At 61.6% G+C, this 19,081-nt stretch carries 18 protein-coding genes; 13 read left to right on the forward strand and 5 right to left on the reverse strand.

Going from position 1 to position 19,081, the window contains the following annotated elements; genetic code table 11:
- Nucleotides 1-40: 40 nt before the first annotated feature.
- The gene (locus HER32_RS00605) at nt 41-664 is read right to left on the reverse strand and encodes a hypothetical protein (protein ID WP_168679677.1); all 624 of its coding nucleotides are present in this window, start codon (nt 662-664) and stop codon (nt 41-43) included.
- 282 nt (nt 665-946) lie between these two features.
- Here HER32_RS00605 and mnmA point away from each other — a divergent pair, with 282 nt between their 5' ends.
- The 6 genes from mnmA to HER32_RS00635 all read left to right on the forward strand — a co-directional run bounded on the left by mnmA (nt 947) and on the right by HER32_RS00635 (nt 8,341).
- A complete protein-coding gene (gene mnmA / locus HER32_RS00610) occupies nt 947-2,095 on the forward strand; it encodes a tRNA 2-thiouridine(34) synthase MnmA (RefSeq protein WP_168679679.1) in 1,149 nt (382 codons plus the stop codon).
- A 32-nt stretch (nt 2,096-2,127) separates the two neighbouring features.
- Nucleotides 2,128-2,811, forward strand: coding sequence for a hypothetical protein (locus tag HER32_RS00615; RefSeq protein WP_168679681.1), 684 nt, complete (start codon nt 2,128-2,130; stop codon nt 2,809-2,811).
- 65 nt (nt 2,812-2,876) lie between these two features.
- Nucleotides 2,877-4,562 carry a S8 family serine peptidase gene (locus HER32_RS00620; RefSeq protein ID WP_168679683.1) on the forward strand — a complete coding sequence of 562 codons (1,686 nt, stop codon included), beginning with the start codon at nt 2,877-2,879 and terminating at the stop codon, nt 4,560-4,562.
- Nucleotides 4,563-4,616: 54 nt separating this feature from the next.
- A complete protein-coding gene (locus HER32_RS00625) occupies nt 4,617-4,943 on the forward strand; it encodes a hypothetical protein (protein ID WP_149071424.1) in 327 nt (108 codons plus the stop codon).
- Nucleotides 4,944-5,090: 147 nt separating this feature from the next.
- Nucleotides 5,091-5,789 carry a ribulose-phosphate 3-epimerase gene (rpe, locus tag HER32_RS00630; protein ID WP_232066330.1) on the forward strand — a complete coding sequence of 233 codons (699 nt, stop codon included), beginning with the start codon at nt 5,091-5,093 and terminating at the stop codon, nt 5,787-5,789.
- On the forward strand, nt 5,789-8,341 hold the full coding sequence (locus tag HER32_RS00635; RefSeq protein WP_168679685.1) for a carboxypeptidase-like regulatory domain-containing protein: 2,553 nt from the start codon (nt 5,789-5,791) through the stop codon (nt 8,339-8,341). Before rpe ends, HER32_RS00635 begins: the two co-directional genes overlap by 1 nt.
- Here HER32_RS00635 and HER32_RS00640 read toward each other — a convergent pair.
- The 4 genes from HER32_RS00640 to HER32_RS00655 form a co-directional block, all read right to left on the reverse strand.
- The gene (locus HER32_RS00640; protein WP_149071426.1) at nt 8,338-8,820 is read right to left on the reverse strand and encodes a hypothetical protein; all 483 of its coding nucleotides are present in this window, start codon (nt 8,818-8,820) and stop codon (nt 8,338-8,340) included. The two genes, HER32_RS00635 and HER32_RS00640, sit on opposite strands and share 4 nt — an antisense overlap.
- The gene (locus HER32_RS00645; protein WP_197748855.1) at nt 8,813-9,592 is read right to left on the reverse strand and encodes a sterol desaturase family protein; all 780 of its coding nucleotides are present in this window, start codon (nt 9,590-9,592) and stop codon (nt 8,813-8,815) included. The genes HER32_RS00640 and HER32_RS00645 overlap by 8 nt, the downstream gene beginning before the upstream one ends.
- Before the next feature lie 69 nt (nt 9,593-9,661).
- Entirely contained in the window at nt 9,662-10,192 is a 531-nt protein-coding gene (locus HER32_RS00650) for a Crp/Fnr family transcriptional regulator (RefSeq protein ID WP_232066331.1), read from the reverse strand.
- Between the two features lie 136 nt (nt 10,193-10,328).
- Nucleotides 10,329-11,222 carry a DUF2911 domain-containing protein gene (locus HER32_RS00655; RefSeq protein ID WP_149071428.1) on the reverse strand — a complete coding sequence of 298 codons (894 nt, stop codon included), beginning with the start codon at nt 11,220-11,222 and terminating at the stop codon, nt 10,329-10,331.
- Between the two features lie 520 nt (nt 11,223-11,742).
- On the opposite strand from HER32_RS00655, the gene hisG reads away from it, so the two are divergent.
- The 7 genes from hisG to hisF all read left to right on the forward strand — a co-directional run bounded on the left by hisG (nt 11,743) and on the right by hisF (nt 19,065).
- The gene (gene hisG, locus HER32_RS00660; RefSeq protein WP_168679689.1) at nt 11,743-12,594 is read left to right on the forward strand and encodes an ATP phosphoribosyltransferase; all 852 of its coding nucleotides are present in this window, start codon (nt 11,743-11,745) and stop codon (nt 12,592-12,594) included.
- A 109-nt stretch (nt 12,595-12,703) separates the two neighbouring features.
- The gene (hisD, locus tag HER32_RS00665; protein ID WP_168679691.1) at nt 12,704-14,005 is read left to right on the forward strand and encodes a histidinol dehydrogenase; all 1,302 of its coding nucleotides are present in this window, start codon (nt 12,704-12,706) and stop codon (nt 14,003-14,005) included.
- A gap of 172 nt (nt 14,006-14,177) precedes the next feature.
- On the forward strand, nt 14,178-15,230 hold the full coding sequence (hisC, locus tag HER32_RS00670; RefSeq protein WP_168679693.1) for a histidinol-phosphate transaminase: 1,053 nt from the start codon (nt 14,178-14,180) through the stop codon (nt 15,228-15,230).
- Nucleotides 15,231-15,394: 164 nt separating this feature from the next.
- On the forward strand, nt 15,395-16,507 hold the full coding sequence (gene hisB / locus HER32_RS00675; protein WP_168679695.1) for a bifunctional histidinol-phosphatase/imidazoleglycerol-phosphate dehydratase HisB: 1,113 nt from the start codon (nt 15,395-15,397) through the stop codon (nt 16,505-16,507).
- A gap of 240 nt (nt 16,508-16,747) precedes the next feature.
- Complete coding sequence (gene hisH / locus HER32_RS00680) at nt 16,748-17,338, forward strand: imidazole glycerol phosphate synthase subunit HisH (RefSeq protein WP_168679697.1); 591 nt, start codon at nt 16,748-16,750, stop codon at nt 17,336-17,338.
- 107 nt (nt 17,339-17,445) lie between these two features.
- Nucleotides 17,446-18,162, forward strand: a complete 717-nt coding sequence (gene hisA, locus HER32_RS00685) for a 1-(5-phosphoribosyl)-5-[(5-phosphoribosylamino)methylideneamino]imidazole-4-carboxamide isomerase (RefSeq protein ID WP_168679699.1) — start codon at nt 17,446-17,448, stop codon at nt 18,160-18,162.
- A gap of 144 nt (nt 18,163-18,306) precedes the next feature.
- Entirely contained in the window at nt 18,307-19,065 is a 759-nt protein-coding gene (gene hisF, locus HER32_RS00690) for an imidazole glycerol phosphate synthase subunit HisF (protein ID WP_168679701.1), read from the forward strand.
- Nucleotides 19,066-19,081 lie beyond the last annotated feature (16 nt).

The raw sequence follows: 19,081 nt of genomic DNA on the forward strand, positions 1-19,081 counted from the left end.
GAATGGCTGATTGCAAATAAGCGACCAGCCATTCGGCCTGTTAATCTTCCAGCGCCTCGAATACTTTTTCCATTTCATCGAAGTCGCGCAGGCCGGGCTTGATTTCCTGGCCGCCTTCCAGCACAATACCCGCCACGTGCACTTGCTGCAGCAGCTCCCGCAGGGAAATACCCTCGGCGAAGCCGGCCGCCAGCCACACCGGGTAGGAGCGGGCCTGTTCGCTGAGGTGGGCCCGCTGCACGCCCGTAAGCGGGGCCGGAGGCACATCGGCCAGCACGATGCCCCGGGTATTGGCTACCAGCTGCCGGAACCGCAGGTCCACGTCTTCGGGCAGCATATCCGGAATCCACTCGGCCAGCTGCAACACCGGGCGCGTAAGGCGGCTGAGCTCCTGGGCCGGGCGGGCGCGATGCAGCAGGATATAGTGCAGGCCACACTGCTCGGCCAGGGCATTGATTTCATCGACGGGTAAGGTGCTGAACTCACCCACCAGCTGCACCCCGGCTACCCAGCCGCTGAGCTCCTGCACGGCGGCTGGCTCCAGGTAGCCCGGCAGGGCGGGGTCGAGGCGGAAGGTAAGGTAGTCGGCACCCATGCCGGCGCAATAGCGCGCATCCGACAGGTTATTGATACCGCGCACGAGCACGGACGTAATCAGGGACATACAAAAGGTGTGGAAGGCCAGCCAGGCGTAGGAGGGCGTTAGCCCCGCAATATCCGAAACATAGCCTAATTTTTCATTTGTAAATGCAATAGAGCGGCGAGAATAGCTGAATGGTGGAGTGGGTAAACCGTTAAATGGTTCAGAAACAACGACAGCCATTCCGCCAGGCAACAATTCACCTAGTCAACCATTCTGCCATCCAGCAAAACAACCATTCAAACCTCCGTACCTTTGTGCCTTCGGCCGGAACCTTTCACGCTTCGGGCGCAATTCACATCACGTATGAATACTTCGAAAGGACGGGTGCTGGTAGCCATGAGCGGCGGCATCGACAGTAGCGTAGCGGCCGTGCTCCTGCACGAGCAAGGCTACGAAGTGGTCGGGATGACCATGAAAACCTGGGACTACGCCTCGGCGGGCGGCTCCAAGAAAGAAACCGGCTGCTGCTCGCTCGATAGCATCAACGATGCCCGCCAGATTGCTGTGGAGCTGGGCTTCCCGCACTACATCATCGACATCCGCGACGAGTTCGGGGACTTTGTCATCTCCAACTTCACCGAGGAATACCTGGCCGGGCGCACGCCCAACCCCTGCGTGCTCTGCAACACCCACATCAAGTGGGATGCCCTGCTGCGCCGCGCCGATCAGCTCGGCTGCCAGTTTATTGCCACCGGCCACTACGCCCAGGTGCGCGAGGAAAACGGCCGCTACGTCATCAGCAAGGGCCTCGACGAAAACAAGGACCAAAGCTACGCGCTCTGGGGCGTGAGTCAGCAGAGTCTGGCGCGCACCCTGTTCCCCCTGGGCCAGATGCGCAAAACCGAAATCTACGACGAGGCCCGGCGCCGCGGCTTCACGGAACTCGTAAACAAGCCCGAGAGCTACGAAATCTGCTTTATCCCCGACAACGACTACCGCGGCTTCCTGCGCCGCCGGGTGGCCGGATTGGAGGAGCGCGTGGCTGGCGGCCAGTTTGTGCTCCGCGACGGCACCGTCATTGGCACCCACGAAGGCTACCCGTTCTACACCATCGGGCAGCGCAAAGGCCTGGGCGTGGCCCTGGGCTTCCCAGTGTACGTGACCGAAATACGCCCCGAAACCAATCAGGTAGTGCTGGGCAACTACGAGGAACTAGCCAGCACGCGCACCGTAGTGGGCAAGCTGAACATGGGTAAGTATGCATCTCTGGAAGGCCGCGGCCTGGTGCCCAGCACCACCAAAGTGCGCTACAACCACGGCGGCTCACCCGCGTTTCTGGAGCAAATCGGCGACAAAATTCACGTATATTTCGAAGAGCCCGTGCACGCCATCACGCCTGGTCAGGCCGCCGTATTCTACGAGGGCCAGGACGTGCTGGGCGGGGGCTGGATTGAGCGTCACATCATTGAGGAAGTAGCTACACCCGCAGCGCAAACCGTAGAAACAATATGAGGAATCTGGCTGGTTGGCTACGCCGAACGCTGATGATGGTAGCCGTAGTGGGTGTAGCGTACGCCTGCGACACGGAAACCGAGGAGGCTACGCCCCTGGGCACCGACTATTACCCTATTGCCGTGGGTACCTACCGCATATTTGACGTCGAAGACGTGGTGTGGGAGGAAAACCAGTCCATCAGCACGCGTTTCCAGTTTCGGGAGCGGGTGGAAGGCATTTTCACCGATGCCGCTGGCCTGCGCAGCTACCGGGTTATTCGCTCCAAGCGCGTGCTGGCCACCGATACCTGGCGCGACGACAGCGTGTACGTACTCACCCCAACCAGCCAGACCCTGCAGCTCACGGGCCAGAACCGCCGCACGGTGGAACTGGTGTTTCCGGTGCGCGAAGGCCGCCGCTGGAACCCCTACGCCTTTGCCGACGTGGACACGCTCAGCCGCCGCTACCTGAACGTGGGTGAAGCCTTCACGGCTGGGGATAAAAGCTACCCCGAAACCGTCACCACCGTCGACGACGGGGAGGATGATGCGTACTACTTCTCCAGCCGCCAGCAGGTATTCGCAAAAAGCGAAGGGCCTGTGTTTCGGGAGCGGAAGCGGTACTTCTACTGCCAAAACCCCAACCCCGACCAGGGCGGCTGCCCCATTGCGGCCGGGTATATCCAGAGTGGGCGGGAGCGGCGCGAAGTATTGGTGGAAAGCGGGAAGCTGTAGTCTTTTTCCTTTGTCCTGATGTTGTTATCGGGCCGGCTTAGGCCGGCCCTTTCAGTTGATGTATTATGAAACACCTGGTCTCTGGCTTACTTCTTTCCCTGGCTATCAGCGGCACTGCCTGGGCGGGGCCTACTCCGCCCGCCCGGCGGGCTACCACCCAAAAGCACCTGATTTACTTTAAGGACAAAGCCGGCTCGCCCTTTCAACTCGACCAGCCCGACGCCTTCCTGTCGGCCCGGGCCCAGGCGCGCCGCCAACGCCAGAATATTGCTCTTACGGCCCAGGACCTGCCCGTCAATCCTAGCTACGTAGCCCAGCTGAAAGCCGTGCCTGGCGTAAGCTACTGGTACCCTTCGCGCTGGTTTAATGCCGTGATGATCAGCTGCGACGACGCCACCCTGGCCCAGGTGCAGGCCCTGCCCTTTGTGCGGCAGGCCAGCCCGCTGAACCGTAAGAAAACGGCCGCTCCGGCGTCCGACACGTATGCGCCCGTGTCCGCCGCCACCCAGCGTTCCGTTGCCGGCCGCCGCTCCGACTACGGCAAGGCGTATGCCCAGGCCGTGCAGCTCGGGGCCGTGGCCATGCACGATGCCGGCTACCGGGGCGAGGACATGCACATTGCCGTGTTCGACGCGGGATTTCCCGGCGTAGATAAGCTCACGCCCTTCCAACCCTTGTTTGCGGAAAACCGGCTGGCCAGCACCTATAACTTTGTGGATAAGCAGCCCGCCGTATTCCTGCGCGACGGGCACGGCACCAGTGTGCTTTCTACCATGGCCGCTTCGCAGCCGGGCTTTTTCACCGGCACGGCCCCCAAGGCTACCTACCACCTGTGCATTACCGAAGACGTGGCCTCCGAAACGCCGGTAGAGGAAATGAACTGGCTGATAGCGGCCGAGTATGCCGACTCCGTCGGCGTTGACATTATTACCTCCTCCCTGGGCTACACCACGTTTCCCGACTTCCCGGCCGCTACCCACACCTACGCCGAGCTGGATGGCAATACCGCCATTGGCACCCGGGCCGCCGACTTGGCCGCACGCGTGGGCATTCTGGTGCTGAACAGTGCCGGCAATGATGGCAACGGGGCCTGGCGCTACATTGGCGTACCGGCCGATGCCGATTCCATCATTGCCGTGGGCGCCGTCGACTCGGTGGGCATCCGCAGCGGGTTCAGCTCCGTGGGGCCCACCGCCGACGGGCGCATCAAGCCCGACCTGGCCGCCCGCGGGGGGCAGGCCGCCGTCATTCGTCCTTCCGGGGCCGTGGTGCTGGGCAATGGCACTTCCTACGCCTGTCCCATTCTGGCGGGTATGACGGCGGGCTTCTGGCAGGCCAACCGCAACCGCACGGCTCAGGAAATCATTACGCTCCTGAAGCAGTCGGGCACCCAGGCCGCCGCCCCGGACAACCTGCTGGGCTACGGCATCCCCGATTTCGTGCGCGCCTATAACCTGGCCAACCCCGGCACGCCGCTGGGTACCCGGCTGGTGCACAATCGGGGGGAAGTACGGGTATACCCCAATCCCAGCGAAGCCGACCAGTTCTTTTTGGCCTTGCCCGCTGAGCTGCAGCGCCGCCCCGTGCAGGTCCGGATTTTCGATACCCTGGGCCGATTGGTGAGCGAGCAGACGCTTGTGGGGGCTGCCGGACCAGCCCAGCTGAGCGCCGCCCACCTGATTGCCGGCACATATAGCTGCCTGGTCAACGCTGGCACGGTGCAGTATGCTACCCGCTTCGTGCGCCGCTAGTCGTCGGTCGGGCTGTAGTTTTTTCATTCTTTCGTAACCCTATTTCTATTTCTCATGCTTCAATTGATGATTTCCAAGCGCATCGGGCGCCGGCAGTTTCACTTTACGGTCCAAGGCATCAACTTCCACGAGGTGGTGGCTGAGTACGACCGGCTGAGCTTTCCCGACGTGCTGAACTGCGGTATCTGCGGGTCTGATAACCTGGATTTGTCTTCCCGCGTGGCCCAGGATAAGTTTAAGTACACCTCGGTGAAGTGTTTGGATTGCCGCGCCGACCTCACCTTCGGCAAAATGCAGCGCGACGACCAGACCGTGTTCCTGCGCCGTCGCGAAAACGGGGACCTGGACTGGCAGCCCTGGAAGCGTCGCGACGAGGCGTAAGCGGCCGTAGCCCGGCGGGCCCGGTGTACCAAGTCTGGCTGGTGAAGGTAGATAAGCTACCCCAACCGCCCGACTTTGTACGCCGGGCCCGCTTTTTTACGTTATCCGCTGCGGCCGGTATCCAACCCAACGCCTACCTTCGTGTTCATGAATGCACTTCGTCGCCCCATGCCGCTGCTGGCCCCTTCGCTGCTGGCCTCCGATTTTGCCAACCTCCAAGCTGAAGCCGAAATGCTCGGCCGTAGCGCCGCCGACTGGCTGCACTGCGACGTGATGGATGGCCGCTTTGTGCCGAACATTTCCTTTGGCATTCCGGTGCTGCAGGCCATTCACCGCCACGCCCAGCAACCCCTGGACGTGCACCTGATGATTGAGGAGCCCCAGCACTACCTGACCGCCTTCCGCGACGCCGGGGCCGCCAACCTCACAGTCCATTACGAAGCCTGCCCGCACCTGCACCGCGTGGTGCAGCAAATCAAGCAGCTGGGCTGCCGGGCCGGGGTGGCCCTCAACCCGCACACGCCCGTGTGGGTGCTGGAAGACATTGCCGCCGACCTCGACCTGGTTTGCATCATGTCGGTGAATCCGGGCTTTGGCGGGCAGAGCTTTATCCCCAATACCCTACGCAAAGTAGCCGCCCTGAAAGAGCTGCTGGTGGACTGCGGCTCGCCCGCCCTCATTGAAATTGACGGGGGCGTGACGAGCGAAAACGCCGCGGCCCTGGTGCAGGCCGGCGCCGACGTACTGGTGGCCGGCTCGTTTGTTTTCAATTCCGCGGACCCTATTGCTACCCTGGCCGACCTGCGCGAGCAAGTAAGTGCCACCGTAGCCAGCGAGGAAAACTAATGCGCAGCGGTGGGTGGGGGAAGCGGCCGGTAGTAGGTCAGTCTAGCCTATGGCTGCTGGTAGCAACCCTATTTCTGGCGTTGCCGCCGGCCCTGGCCCAGCAGGCTGCCCGGGTGCTGGTGCAGGGCACCGTGCTTGATGCCGGCGGCCTTCCACTGGAGCTGGCGGGCGTGGGGGTAGAAGGCCAGCCCGGCGGCACCAATACGGATGCCGCGGGCCGGTTTTCCCTCACCGTAACGCCGCCCACCGCTGCCCGCCCGCTAGTGCTGGTGGTGCGCCGCATCGGCTACCAAACCCTGCGCCAGCCCTTGGACCTGGCAAACGCCCGGGACCTGAAGCTGACGTTGCAAACCGATAACCGGGCCCTGAGCAACGTCACCGTCCGAGCCCGCCCAAGCGGAGCCGACCCACGTGAGCAGGTAAGCATTACACCTATTGACCCGCGCGCAGCCAAAGAGCTGCCCTCTGCATTCGGCGACTTCAACAAGATTCTGACGACGCTGCCCGGGGTAGTGGCCAACAACGAGCTGACCAGCACCTACGCCGTGCGCGGGGGCAACTACGAGGAAAACCTAGTGTACGTGAATGGCTTTGAGGTGTACCGGCCATTTCTCGTTACCTCCGCCCAGCAGGAAGGCCTGAGCTTTATCAACCCCGACCTGGTGGAAAACGTGGAGTTTTCCAGTGGGGGCTGGCAGCCCCGGTACGGCGATAAGCTGGCCTCGGTGCTGAGCGTGAACTACAAGCGCCCCGAGCGGTTTGCCGCTTCGGCCACGGCCAGCCTCACGGGCGGCACCGCCCACGTAGAAGCCGCTTCGCCCAACCGCCGCCTGACTTATCTGGTGGGGGTGCGTTACAAGAACCCCACCTACGTCTTCAACACGCTCAGAACGGCGCAGGGACAGTATAATCCCACGTTCTACGATGCGCAGGTGTACCTCACCGCCGGCCTGGGCCGCGATGCCTCGGACCCCAGCCGCACTACCCTGAGCCTGCTCACGGCCGTAGCCCACAACGATTTTCTGTTTTCGCCCGTCTCGGGCCAGGCTACGTTCAGCACGGGCACGGCCCAGTTTCAGCGCCTGACCATCCTCTACGATGGGCACGAGCGGATGCAGTACGATACCTACCAAACGGGCCTGAGTTTGCGCCGTCGATTTACCAATTCCTTTACGGGGGAGCTGCAGGCGGGCCTTTTGCTGTCCAAGGAGCTGGAATACCGCGACGTGGAGGCGGGCTACTTTTTCGCCGATATCAACCGCGACCCCAATTCACAGGACTACAACCGGGAAGTGCGCCAGCGCGACGTCGGTTCCAGCTTTAAGCATTCCCGCAATACCCTGCAGGCCCGGGTAGGTACCCTGGAAGCCCGCACCGAGTGGACGCCCGGCACCCGGCACACCGTGCTGGCTGGCGCCAAAGCCGGGCAGGAGCACATTGAAGACGTGCTGAATGAATATAGCTACGTCGACTCAGCCGACTTCGTGCCTGACTACCGCCGCACCCGCCTGCGCTCCAGCCTGAACCTGGACAGCTACCGCTACCAATGCTACGTGCAGGACCGCGTGACCCTGGATTCGCTGCGCACACTCACCTACGGGTTGCGCGCCCACTACTGGACGGCGAACGGTCAGCTGGTGGTAAGCCCCCGGGCCCAGTATTCGTTTATCACGCGCCGCAACCCACGCCTGTCATTTAAGTTCGGGACGGGCCTGTACTACCAGCCGCCGTTCTACCGCGAGCTGCGCCGCCAGGTGGCTGAGCGCGCCGCGCCCCAGGCCCCGCTGGTGTACGCGGCCTCCCTGAACCCGGAGCTGCGGGCCCAACGCTCCTTGCACGTCATTGCCGGCTCCGACCTGCGCTTTGAGCAGTGGGGGCGGCCCTTCCGCCTCACGGGGGAAGTCTACTACAAGTATATGACGGACGTGGTGCCCTACGACGTGGACAATGTGCGCCTGCGCTACTTTGCCCGTAACAACGCCACGGCCTACGCCGCCGGCTTCGACGCCCGCGTGAGTGGGGAGTTCGTGAAAGGCGACGAATCCTGGATCAGTCTGGGCGTGCTTACCACCCGCGAAAACCTCTCCGACGATTCTCTGACCGTGTTTGATGCCGACGGGCAGGCCGTGGGCAAGCAGCCCAAAGGCTATATCCGCCGCCCCAGCGACCAGCGCCTGAACCTGGGTATCTTCTTCCAGGACCACTTGCCTAACAACCCCTCGGTGAAAGGCTACGTGAACCTAGTATTTGGCTCGGGCCTGCCGTTTAGCCCGCCCGAAGCGCCCGAGCTGCGCGGCACTACCAAGCTCACGCGCTCCTATAAGCGCGTGGATATTGGCTTTTCGAAAGTGCTGAGTTTGCAGAGCAACGCGGCCACGCGCCGCCCCGGCCAGCTCGAAAGCCTCTGGCTGGGACTGGAAGTGCTCAACATCATTGCGGCTAACAACATTGGGGGCTACAACTACGTGCAGGATTTGAACGGCCTTACCTACGCCGTGCCCAACTACCTTTCACCCCGGGTGGTGAACGTGCGCGTAATTGCGCGGTTTTAGCGGGCGTGTTTATAAAACCGAATTACCTGATTGGTAGGCGTGGAGTCGCTCAGCATGAGCCGGTAGGCCAGCGTATCGGGCGGCACGCCATAAGTTGTGCTCCACAGGCTGGAGGCCGTGGAACTCAGATGCTGACTTTGCATGGTGACCGACTGAAACCTGATACCCCAGAGCTGATCAGTCGAAGGCGTTACGCGAACAACGAAATTGTAACCGGCATACTTGTCCGGGTCAATAACCATTTTGTTCCAGCCCCGGTGGGTCCAGGTTTGTTCTACCCAGCATTCCTGAATCCGATAGGGTACACCCGCGAAGGTAAACGTCGATACGGAAGGAGTATAGTGCCGAAGAAACACCTGCCGTTGCCGAGATTCAGCTACGCTGCCACTAATGCCCAGGGCACCGTCGTTGCAGCCAGCCAGCAATAGCGGTACGAACCCTAGCAAGGCGTACCGGCCTAGTGCGAATAAATTAAGCATCGGCGTGCACGTCCTTAAAGCGGAGCATATCGGTTAACTGTTCTTCCTTTTCCGCATCGAAGCCGCAGGTGGCCGTGAAGCGGGCGGGGTTGCGGTAGGTACCGAAGAGCCAGTCCCACACCACCAGGTCGCCATAGTTGTGGCTGTGCTGCTGGTACTGGTGATGGACGCGGTGCATTTCGGGCCGCTGAAAAATGTAACCCACCCAGCGGGGCGTGCGCACGTTGGTGTGGTAGAAAAACTCACCCAGGGCCGTACACAGCGTGTACACGGCGCCGGCGGCCGGGCTCAGCCCCAGCACGGTGTACACCAGCAAGCCTCCAATGAGGGAGTTAACCGTCATTTCCAATGGGTGCTTGTAGAAGGAGGTAATAACCTCAATGCGCTGGGGGCTGTGGTGAATTTGGTGAAAGTGCAGCCAGAGGAAATCCTGGGTGTGGCGCCAGCGGTGCCACCAGTAGAATATAAACGTGGCCACCACGTAGGCCAGCAGGCCACTAGGTACCGGCCCCAGGTGCCGGGAAACGTGCCACAGCGAGTAGGCCGAAAACCACTTTTCCCAGGTGACGCCCGCCACCACGACCACCAGCAGCTGGGCCAGATTGACCGTCAGTACCCGCCGTGGCCAGGTGGGAACCCAAGGCAGCTGCCAGCCCGGAACTATCCGCTCCAGCACAAAGCAGAAGATAAAGGCTAGAAAAATGATGACCAGCAGGGGTGGGGCCGACACGTGGTAGCCACCCAAAGGCAGCGTCGCAAACAAGGAATGCATGACGAAAGGAGCTAAGTGAAACAATGCTCCAAAAGTCAGGCTTCGTGTTGCCGGAACACTTGATAAATATCAAGAACTGCGGCGGGCACGCAGGCGGCTGAGCGTTTCGGGCGTGAGGCCCAGGTGGGAGGCCAGTAGCTTGAGCGGCACCCGCTGGAAGATGTTGGGCAAGTCACGCAGCAGTTGCTCGTACCGCTCGGCGGCCGAGTACATGCGCAGGTGCAGAGCCCGTTGCTCACTGAGCACGTAGTACCGCTCGGTGAGGGTGCGGCCGATGAAGTTGAATTCCGGAAACTCGCGGTACAGCTGCTGTAGCTGCTCGTAGCGCAAGGACCAGAGCCGGCAGTCTTCCAGGGCCTGCAGGTACTCGTGCGAAGGCTGCCGGGCGAAAAAGGAGTGGATGGAAATCACGAAATGCCCTTCCGGCATAAACCACGACGTGACTTCCTTGCCTTCCTTGAGGTAGAAGCCGCGCACCAGCCCTTGCTCGAGAAAATACAGGCGGTTGGCCGTTTGCCCGGGCTGCAGCAGGTAGGCCCGGTCGGGCACCGCCTCGGCTTGCACCCGCTCCCGCAGTGCAGACTCTAGCGCCACCGACATTGGATGAATCGCGGTGCAAACGGAGAGAAACGCTTCCATGCTGACCAAGGTACTGCGCCCGCAGCCTATACGAAAACCGGCGCCTAGTGGGGCGCCGGTTGAAGTTAACGTACGAAAGCCTGGTTCCTACGACTGCTCAGTAAGCTTTGGCTTGCCACTCGGTGAGGGCAATACGCATGTTAGGTTGCTGGGCTTTAAAGTTGGCGTCGTCTTTGTCGCCGAGCTTGAGGGCTTTGCGGGCGTAGATGACGGCCGTGCCATAATCCTGCTTGGAAGCCATCAGCCGCGCTTTTATCCACGTGTTGGTATAGGACTCATTTAATCGAATCGACTCGTTGATGTAGTGCAGGGCCTGCTCGGCCTGAAGGTTATTTTGGACCAGATACTCGGCCGCCTGGGCCAGCAGCTGCCAGTTGTTGGGACGGGCCGCCAGGGTTTGCTCGATGCCCGCCAGCACCTGGGCGTGTACGTCCGTTTCGATGGTGAGTGAGCCCGTAAGCTTTTCCCAGCTTAGATTGAGGTGGGCGGCGGTGGGGCGAACATCCGAAAACCAGTAGCACAGGGTTTCGCGAAAGGCCGAGGCTTCCGGCACCACGGGCACCCGCACCACGTCCTGGGCCGCGTTGTAGCCCTCGGCGCCCCAGTGCGTGGTTACTTTGTTCAGCACAAACTGCCAGTCCTGGTCCGATACCGGCAGCACGAAGAGGGAATACTTGCCGGCCAGCACCAGCTGCCCGTTCAGGTGCACGTTGCTGGAAAAGGTGATAACGGTATTCTCGTTGGCCCCGGCGCGCCAGATTTGGTTGTAGGGAACGAGCTGCCCCCAGATACCGCGGCCCTTCACGCTGGGGGAGTGGTACTCCACGGTAATGTCGGTGAGGCCCACGGTTTGCTGGAGCAGAGCCCGCGGACTGGCCTGCGGCAGCGGCAGCTGGGGTTGGGTCGTATCAGCAGCTGCGGTTTGAGCAACGACCGGCAGCGCCAGGCTGCTCAGGGCCACAAGCCAGCTCACCAAAAGGAACGTGCGCATAGGGACAGCAGAAAGAAAAGTTAGCAACAGGGACGGCACATTGCCCGAAACAATAGTGCCAGAAAGTGGAAATCGTGCAGAAAGGGCGAAGATACAGGTTGCCAAATTGATTTTTTTTGCTGAAAAGTTTTCAACTCTGACTGTCGCGCTTACCTTTGCCCCGCTACTCCAAGCCCCGTATGCTTTTCTCCGCGCTTTTCCTGAGCTCTTCTAGCCACCTGGCTGCCCCCGTTGCGGGCCGCCTGGCTGAGGCCTGCGCGTCTGAGACCCAGCATCACCATCACCACGGGCATCATTCCTCTTTCTAGAGGAATATACGCATCATATTGACCCCGTTGGGCGAACCGCACCCTTGGTTCCCCGGCCCCCGAAAGCAGGTGGCCCGGCCAGATTATGGCTAATTTCCAACGTTTGGGTCTGCTGCCCTGTTTCCCACCAACCCCTTCTGAATTACGGTTAAGCACTTGGCAAAACGCGCCAATTCTTAATTCCTAATTCTTAATTCCTAATTGAAAGACATATGCTCCGTCTGGCCATCCAGAAATCGGGCCGCTTAAGCGAAGATTCCCTGAATTTGATTCGGGAATGCGGCATCAGCTTCCTCTCGGCTTCCTACAAGCTCAAAACCGAAGCTACCAACTTCCCCCTCGAAATCCTGTACCTGCGCGACGACGATATTCCCGGCTACGTGCAGGACGGCGTGGCCGACCTGGGCATTGTGGGCCAGAACGTGCTGGTGGAAGCCGGTTTTCCCGGCCTGGAAGTAGAAGGCCTGGGCTTCAGCAAGTGCCGCCTGAGTTTGGCCGTGCCCCGCGCCGCCACCTATGACTCCATTGAGGACCTGCAGGGCGTCAACATTGCTACCTCGTACCCGCGCATTCTGGGCGACTACCTGGCGGAGCGCGGCGTGAAAGCCAACCTGCACACCATCAGCGGGTCGGTGGAAATTGCCCCCAGCATTGGACTAGCCGAGGCCATCTGTGATATTGTCAGCAGTGGCTCCACGCTGCTGGGCAACGGCCTGCGCGAAGTAGAAACTGTGTTCCGCTCCGAAGCGGTGCTCATTGCCAACCAGAGCCTAAGCGCCGAGAAAAAGGAGCTGCTCGAGCAGCTGCAGTTCCGCATGCAGGCCGTGCGTCGCGCCCGCCGCAACAAGTACATTGTGCTCAATGCCCCCGTGGCCGCCCTCGACGCGGTGAAGGCCCTGCTGCCCGGCATTAAGTCGCCCACCGTCACGAAGCTGGCCGAAGAAGGCTGGGTGTCGGTGCAGTCGGTAGTGAATGAGGACGACTTCTGGCACATCACCAGCCAGCTCAAAGCCGTCGGCGCCGAAGGCATTCTGGTACTCCCGATTGAGAAAATGATCAGCTAAAGCTGAATGTGACAAATGAGCGTGAATGTGGGAAATGTGAAAATGACTAGTTGAAGCAGTTATTCATTCACATTCCCCCACATTTTTCACATTCCCCACATTAATTAAGATGAACATCTTCCAATATCCATCCCAGCCGGAGTGGGCGGCGCTGCAGCAGCGGGCGGCCCAGCAGCAGGCCCAGGACGTGGAGCAGCGCGTGCAGCAGATTTTTGAGGACGTGCGCCGGCGCGGCGACGCGGCCCTGCTCGACTATGCCCAGCAGTTCGACGGGGCCGACCTTGCGGGCGGCCTGCGTGTGGGGCCCGAGGAGCTGGCTGCCGCCGCGGCCCAGGTGCCGGCCGAGTTGCAAACGGCCATCCGGCAGGCGCACGCCAACATTCTGCGCTTTCACAAAGCGCAAATCCCGCAGGAGGAGCGCGTGGAAACCATGCCGGGCGTCACGTGCTGGCGGCGGGCGGTGCCCGTGCAGCGCGTGGGGCTGTACATTCCGGGCGGCACCGCGCCGCTGTTCAGCACCCTGCTGATGCTTGGCGTGCCCGCCCGGCTGGCCAGCTGCCCCGAAATCGTGCTGTGCACCCCGCCCCAGAAGGACGGTTCGGTGAACCCCATCATCCTGTTCACCGCCCAGCTGCTGGGTATTACTACCATCGTGAAAGCCGGCGGGGCCCAGGCCGTGGCCGCGCTGAGCGGCGGTACCAACTCGGTGCCGGCCGTGGACAAGATTTTCGGCCCCGGCAACCGCTACGTGACGGCCGCCAAGCAGCTGGCCACCCGCTACGGCGTGGCCATCGACATGCCGGCCGGCCCCTCCGAGGTGCTGGTTATTGCCGACGAATCGGCCACGCCGGCCTTCGTGGCTGCCGACCTGCTCAGCCAGGCCGAGCACGGCCCCGACTCGCAGGTGATTCTATTGTCGGACTCGCTGTCGATGCTGGAGCAAGCCAAAGCCGAGGTGGAGCGCCAGCTGCGCGAGCTGCCCCGGGCCGAGGTGGCCGCCCAGGCCCTCACCGAGAGCCGCGCCATTCTGCTGCGCACGCCGGAGGAAATGCTGTACTTCTCGAACCAGTACGCGCCCGAGCACCTGATTCTGGCTGTGCGCAACCCCGAGCAGCTGGCCGAAGGCGTGACCAACGCCGGCTCCGTGTTCCTGGGCCACCTCACCCCGGAAGCCGTGGGCGACTACGCCTCGGGTACTAACCACACGCTGCCCACCAACGGCTACGCCCGCAACTACAGCGGCGTGTCGCTCGATTCCTTCCTGAAGAAAATCACCTTCCAGCGCCTCACCCCCGAAGGTCTGCTCAGTGTGGGGCCCGTAGTAGAAACCATGGCCGAAGCCGAAGGCCTCCGTGCCCACGCCCGCGCCGTCACCCTCCGCCTGGAAGCCCTGGCCGGCGGGGAGGAATAAGTGTATAGGATAACAGTAGAACGTCATGCTGAGCTTGTCGAAGCATCTCGCTTGCCGACGCCAAAACGACAACCGCTCAATAGCCCAGGGTTTAAACCCTGGGCTATTGAACCGCCACCTGACGTTCTACAAAATCCGTGAAATCCGAATAATCCGTTTAAATCCGTGATTCATGTTCAACCTCGATAGCCTCGTACGCCCCAACCTGCGGGATATGAAGCCCTACTCGTCGGCCCGCGACGAATTCCAGGGCGAGGCCCAGGTCATGCTCGACGCCAACGAGAACAGCCTCGGCAGCGCCGGTCCCGACCAGTTCAACCGCTACCCCGATCCGCTGCAGCGCGCCGTGAAGCAGGAGTTGGCCCAGCTCAAAGCTGTGCGCCCCGAGCAGATTTTCCTCGGCAACGGCTCCGATGAAGCCATCGACCTGCTGGTGCGCCTCACCTGCGTGCCCGGTCAGGATAGCCTGCTGATCCTGCCGCCCACCTACGGCATGTACGAGGTGGCCGCCAACCTGAATGATGTGCGCGTGGAGCGCCTGCAGCTGACGCCTGACTTCCAGCTCTCGCCCGAAATCGTGGCCGGCGTGCTGGCTTCCGACGCCAAAATCGTGTGGCTCTGCTCGCCCAATAACCCCACCGGCAACCTGCTCCACGCCGAGTACATGGAGGAAATCCTGCGCGGTTTCCGCGGGCTGGTGGTGGTAGATGAGGCCTACGCCGATTTCGCCTCCGCTCCCAGCTGGACTACCCGTCTGGCCGAATTCCCCAACCTGGTGGTGCTGCAAACCTTCTCTAAAGCCTGGGGTCTGGCCGGTCTGCGCCTGGGCATGGCCTTCGCTTCGCCGGACATCATCGGCTACCTCAACAAAATCAAGCCGCCCTACAACGTGTCGGAAGCCACGCAACGCTTCGCTCTGCAGGCCCTGCGCGACGCCGACCGGTTTGAGGCGCTGCGCCAGCAGCTGCTGGTAGGCCGCGACTGGCTGCAGGAGCGCCTGCCCGCGCTGCCCATCGTGGCGGAGGTGTTTCCCTCGGATGCCAACTTCCTGCTGGTCAGTTTCCACCCCGACGCTACGGCCGTGTACGATTTCCTGGTAGCCCGGGGCATCATCGTGCGCAACCGTACCACCCAGCCCGGCTGCGCCGGCACGCTTCGCCTTACGGTAGGCACCCCCGTCGAGAACGAGCTGCTGCTCCAGGCCCTTCGGGAGTTTGCGGGGTAGTATATATAAGGAATAATGAACGTCATGCTGAGCTTGCCGAAGCATCTCTACCGCTTCATTGTAATGGTGATTGATATGCCAGCGGTGGAGATACTTCGACTTCGCCTCCGGTACCTAGCTTGATGCGCCACATGCTCAGCATGACAACGACTTCTAACCAACTCATGAAAAAAGTACTCTTCATTGACCGTGATGGCACCATCCTTATCGAGCCGCCGACGGATTTCCAGGTGGACGCGCTGACGCGGGAAAAATTTCAGTTTGTGCCCGGTGCCATCACTGGCCTCTCGCGCATAGCCCGCGAGCTGGATTACGAGCTGGTGCTGGTGAGCAACCAGGACGGCCTAGGCACTGAGAGTTTCCCGGAGGATACCTTCTGGCCGGCCCACACTATGATGCTCGACGTGCTGCGCTCGGAAGGAGTGGAGTTCGTGCGCGAGCACATCGACCGGAGCTTCCCCCACGAGAACCTTCCCACCCGCAAGCCCGGCACCGGCATGCTCACCCAGTACCTGGGCGAGGGCAGCGGCTATGACCTGAAAAATTCCTTCGTCATCGGCGACCGGCTGACTGACGTGGAACTGGCCCAGAACCTGGGCTGCCAGTCTATCCTGCTGAAGCCGGAAGGGGAGGGCGACGACCGCGCCACGCTGACCACCATGAGCTGGGAAAAAATATACCAGTTCCTACGGCTGCCCGCCCGCACTGCCGTGGTACAACGCGACACGAACGAAACTAAAATCAGCATTGAGCTGAACCTTGACGGCAACGGCCGCCCTGAGATGCACACCGGTCTGGGTTTCTTCGACCACATGCTCGACCAGTTGAGCAAGCACTCGGGCGTAGACATGAAAATCACCGTGCAGGGCGACCTGCACATCGACGAGCACCACACCATCGAGGACACGGCCATTGCTCTGGGCGAAGCCTTCACCCAGGCCCTCGGCGACAAGCGCGGGCTGGCCCGCTACGGCTTCCTGCTGCCCATGGACGATGTGCTGGCCCAGGCCGCCATCGACTTCTCGGGCCGCCCGTGGATTGTCTGGGACGCCGAGTTCAAGCGCGAAAAAGTGGGAGATATGCCGTGCGAAATGTTTTACCATTTCTTTAAGAGCTTCTCCGACGCAGCCCGCTGCAACCTCAACATCAAAGCCGAGGGGCAGAACGAGCACCACAAGATCGAAGCCATTTTCAAGGCCGTAGCCAAGTCCATCAAAATGGCCCTGGTGCGCGACGCCGGCCGCATGGAAATCCCCAGCACGAAAGGTATTCTGTAGTTTATCCATTTGTATAAACAAATGGATAAACAGTTGTTGGGATGTGCATTGTGTGCACAGCTTTCATTCTAAGTGGTGCGAAGAACCTTATAACACCGGAACTAACCGCTCATACGTGGTAAGGTCCTTCGACCTCGCTTGATGCGCGACATGCTCAGGATGACAGATGATAAGCCTAAATAGCTTTTCACATTTATTTAAACATAAGAATAAACCCCAGTTGACTTCTGATATTCTCAAATGGAAATAGCCATCATTGATTACAAAGGCGGCAACGTGCAGTCGTTGCTGTTTGCGCTGGAACGGCTGGGCGTGCAGGCCACGCTCACGGCCGACCACGACGTGATTCGCCGCGCCGATAAGGTGCTGTTCCCAGGTGAGGGCGAGGCCGCCTCCGCCATGCGGGAGCTGCGCGCCCAGGGCCTGCACGAGCTGCTGCCTACGCTCACGCAGCCGTTCTTGGGCATCTGCCTGGGCATGCAGCTGCTGGGCCGCCACACCCAGGAAGGGGGAGGCACCGAGCTGCTCGGGATTCTGCCTTTCGACGTGGTGCGGTTCCCGGCCACGCCGGAGTACAAAGTGCCGCACATGGGCTGGAACAACCTGCAGGCCTTGCGTGGTCCGCTGTTCGAAGGACTCAGTGCCGAGGACTACGTGTACTTCGTGCACAGCTACTACGCCCCGGTGGGTGAGTATACCATTGCCGAGGCCGCGTACCCCGCGCCGTTCAGCGCCGCCGTGCAGCACGAGAACTTCTACGCCGTGCAGTTCCACACCGAAAAGAGCGGCCCCGTCGGCACCCGCATCCTGGAAAACTTCTTGAAAATGTAGTGCGCAGTGCTTGGTGCCTAGTGCTTAGGGTTATGAACAGTTTAGGCACCGATTGGCCGTTAGAACGGTATAAGAACCAAGCACTCTGCACTAAGCCCTAAACTCATATGGAAATCATTCCCGCAATTGACCTCATAGGCGGCCAGTGCGTGCGCCTGACGGAGGGCGACTTTGCCCAGCAGACCACCTACGACGCCGACCCGCTGGCCGTGGCCCAACGCTTCGAGGCCGCCGGCGTGAAGCGCCTGCACCTGGTAGACCTCGACGGGGCCCGCGCCAAGCGCCCCGTAAACCTGCCCGTGCTGGAGCGCATTGCCCGCCACACCAGCCTGCACATCGACTTCGGAGGCGGATTGCAGAGCGAGGACGCCGTACGCCAGGCCTTCGACGCCGGAGCCCGCCAGATTACCGCCGGCAGCATTGCCGTGCGCGAGCCCGAAACCGTGAATGGCTGGCTCCACACCTTCGGGGCCGAGCGCATCATCATCGGAGCCGACTACCGCGACAACCACATTTCCATCAACGCCTGGGCCGAGCAAAGCGAGCGGACCCTGCGCGAATTCGTGGAGGGCTACCTGGCCAGTGGAGCCACCACCTTCATCTGCACCGACGTGAGCAAGGACGGCAAGCTCCAGGGGCCGTCGCTGGCTACCTACACCGAGCTGCGCGAGCAGCTGCCCGCCGCCCGCCTCATTGCCAGCGGCGGCGTTACCACCATTGCCGACGTGGAGGCCCTGGCCGCCGTGGGCATGTACGGAGCCATCATCGGGAAAGCCATCTACGAAGGCACCATCACGTTGGAGCAGCTGCAGCCCTGGCTATAGGATTAATTTGACTGGTTCTTTTGTCATCCTGAGCGGAGCGAAGGACCTACTCACGTTTGGAGGATGCAGCACAAAGGTTTCGTGCCGGTGTGAGAAGGTCCTTCGCTCCGCTCAGGATGACACCGTATTCTTCAACAACCAAGCATGCTAACCAAACGAATCATACCCTGCCTCGACGTGAAGGATGGGCGCACCGTGAAAGGGGTGCGCTTCGAGGGCCTGCGCGACGCCGGCGACCCGGTGGCTTTGGCCGCCCGCTACGCCCGTGAGGGCGCCGACGAGCTGGTGTTCCTCGATATCACCGCCACCAACCAGAAGCGCGCCACGCTGGTGGCCCTGGTGCGCGACGTGGCCCGGGAGCTGGATATTCCGTTCACCGTGGGCGGTGGCATCGGCACCGTCTCCGATGTGGAAGCCCTGCTGATGAACGGAGCCGATAAAGTGAGCATCAACTCGGCCGCTTTGGCGCGCCCCGAGCTGATTGACGAGCTGGCCGCCCGCTTCGGGTCCCAGTGCATTGTGGTGGCCGCCGATGCCCGCTACCACGACGCCGACGGTTGGCAGATCTACACCCGGGCCGGCACCCACAATACGGGCCGCGACGCGGTGCAATGGTGCCGGGAAGCCGCCGAGCGGGGCGCGGGCGAAATCCTGCTGACCTCGATGAGCAACGACGGCACCAAGGACGGCTTCGCGCTGGACATCACCGGGGCCGTGAGCCGGGCCGTGACCATCCCGGTAGTAGCTTCGGGCGGCGCCGGTTCCAAGCAGGACTTCACCAACGTGTTCCAGCAGGCCCACGCCGACGCCGGCCTCGCCGCCAGTATCTTCCACTTCGGCGAAATCGGCATCCGCGAGCTGAAAGAACACCTGCGCCAGGACGGCATTGCCGTGCGGCTGTAATGTAGTAGTGAGTAGT

The organism is Hymenobacter sp. BT18, from assembly GCF_012273015.1.
Lineage (GTDB): Bacteria > Bacteroidota > Bacteroidia > Cytophagales > Hymenobacteraceae > Hymenobacter > Hymenobacter lutimineralis.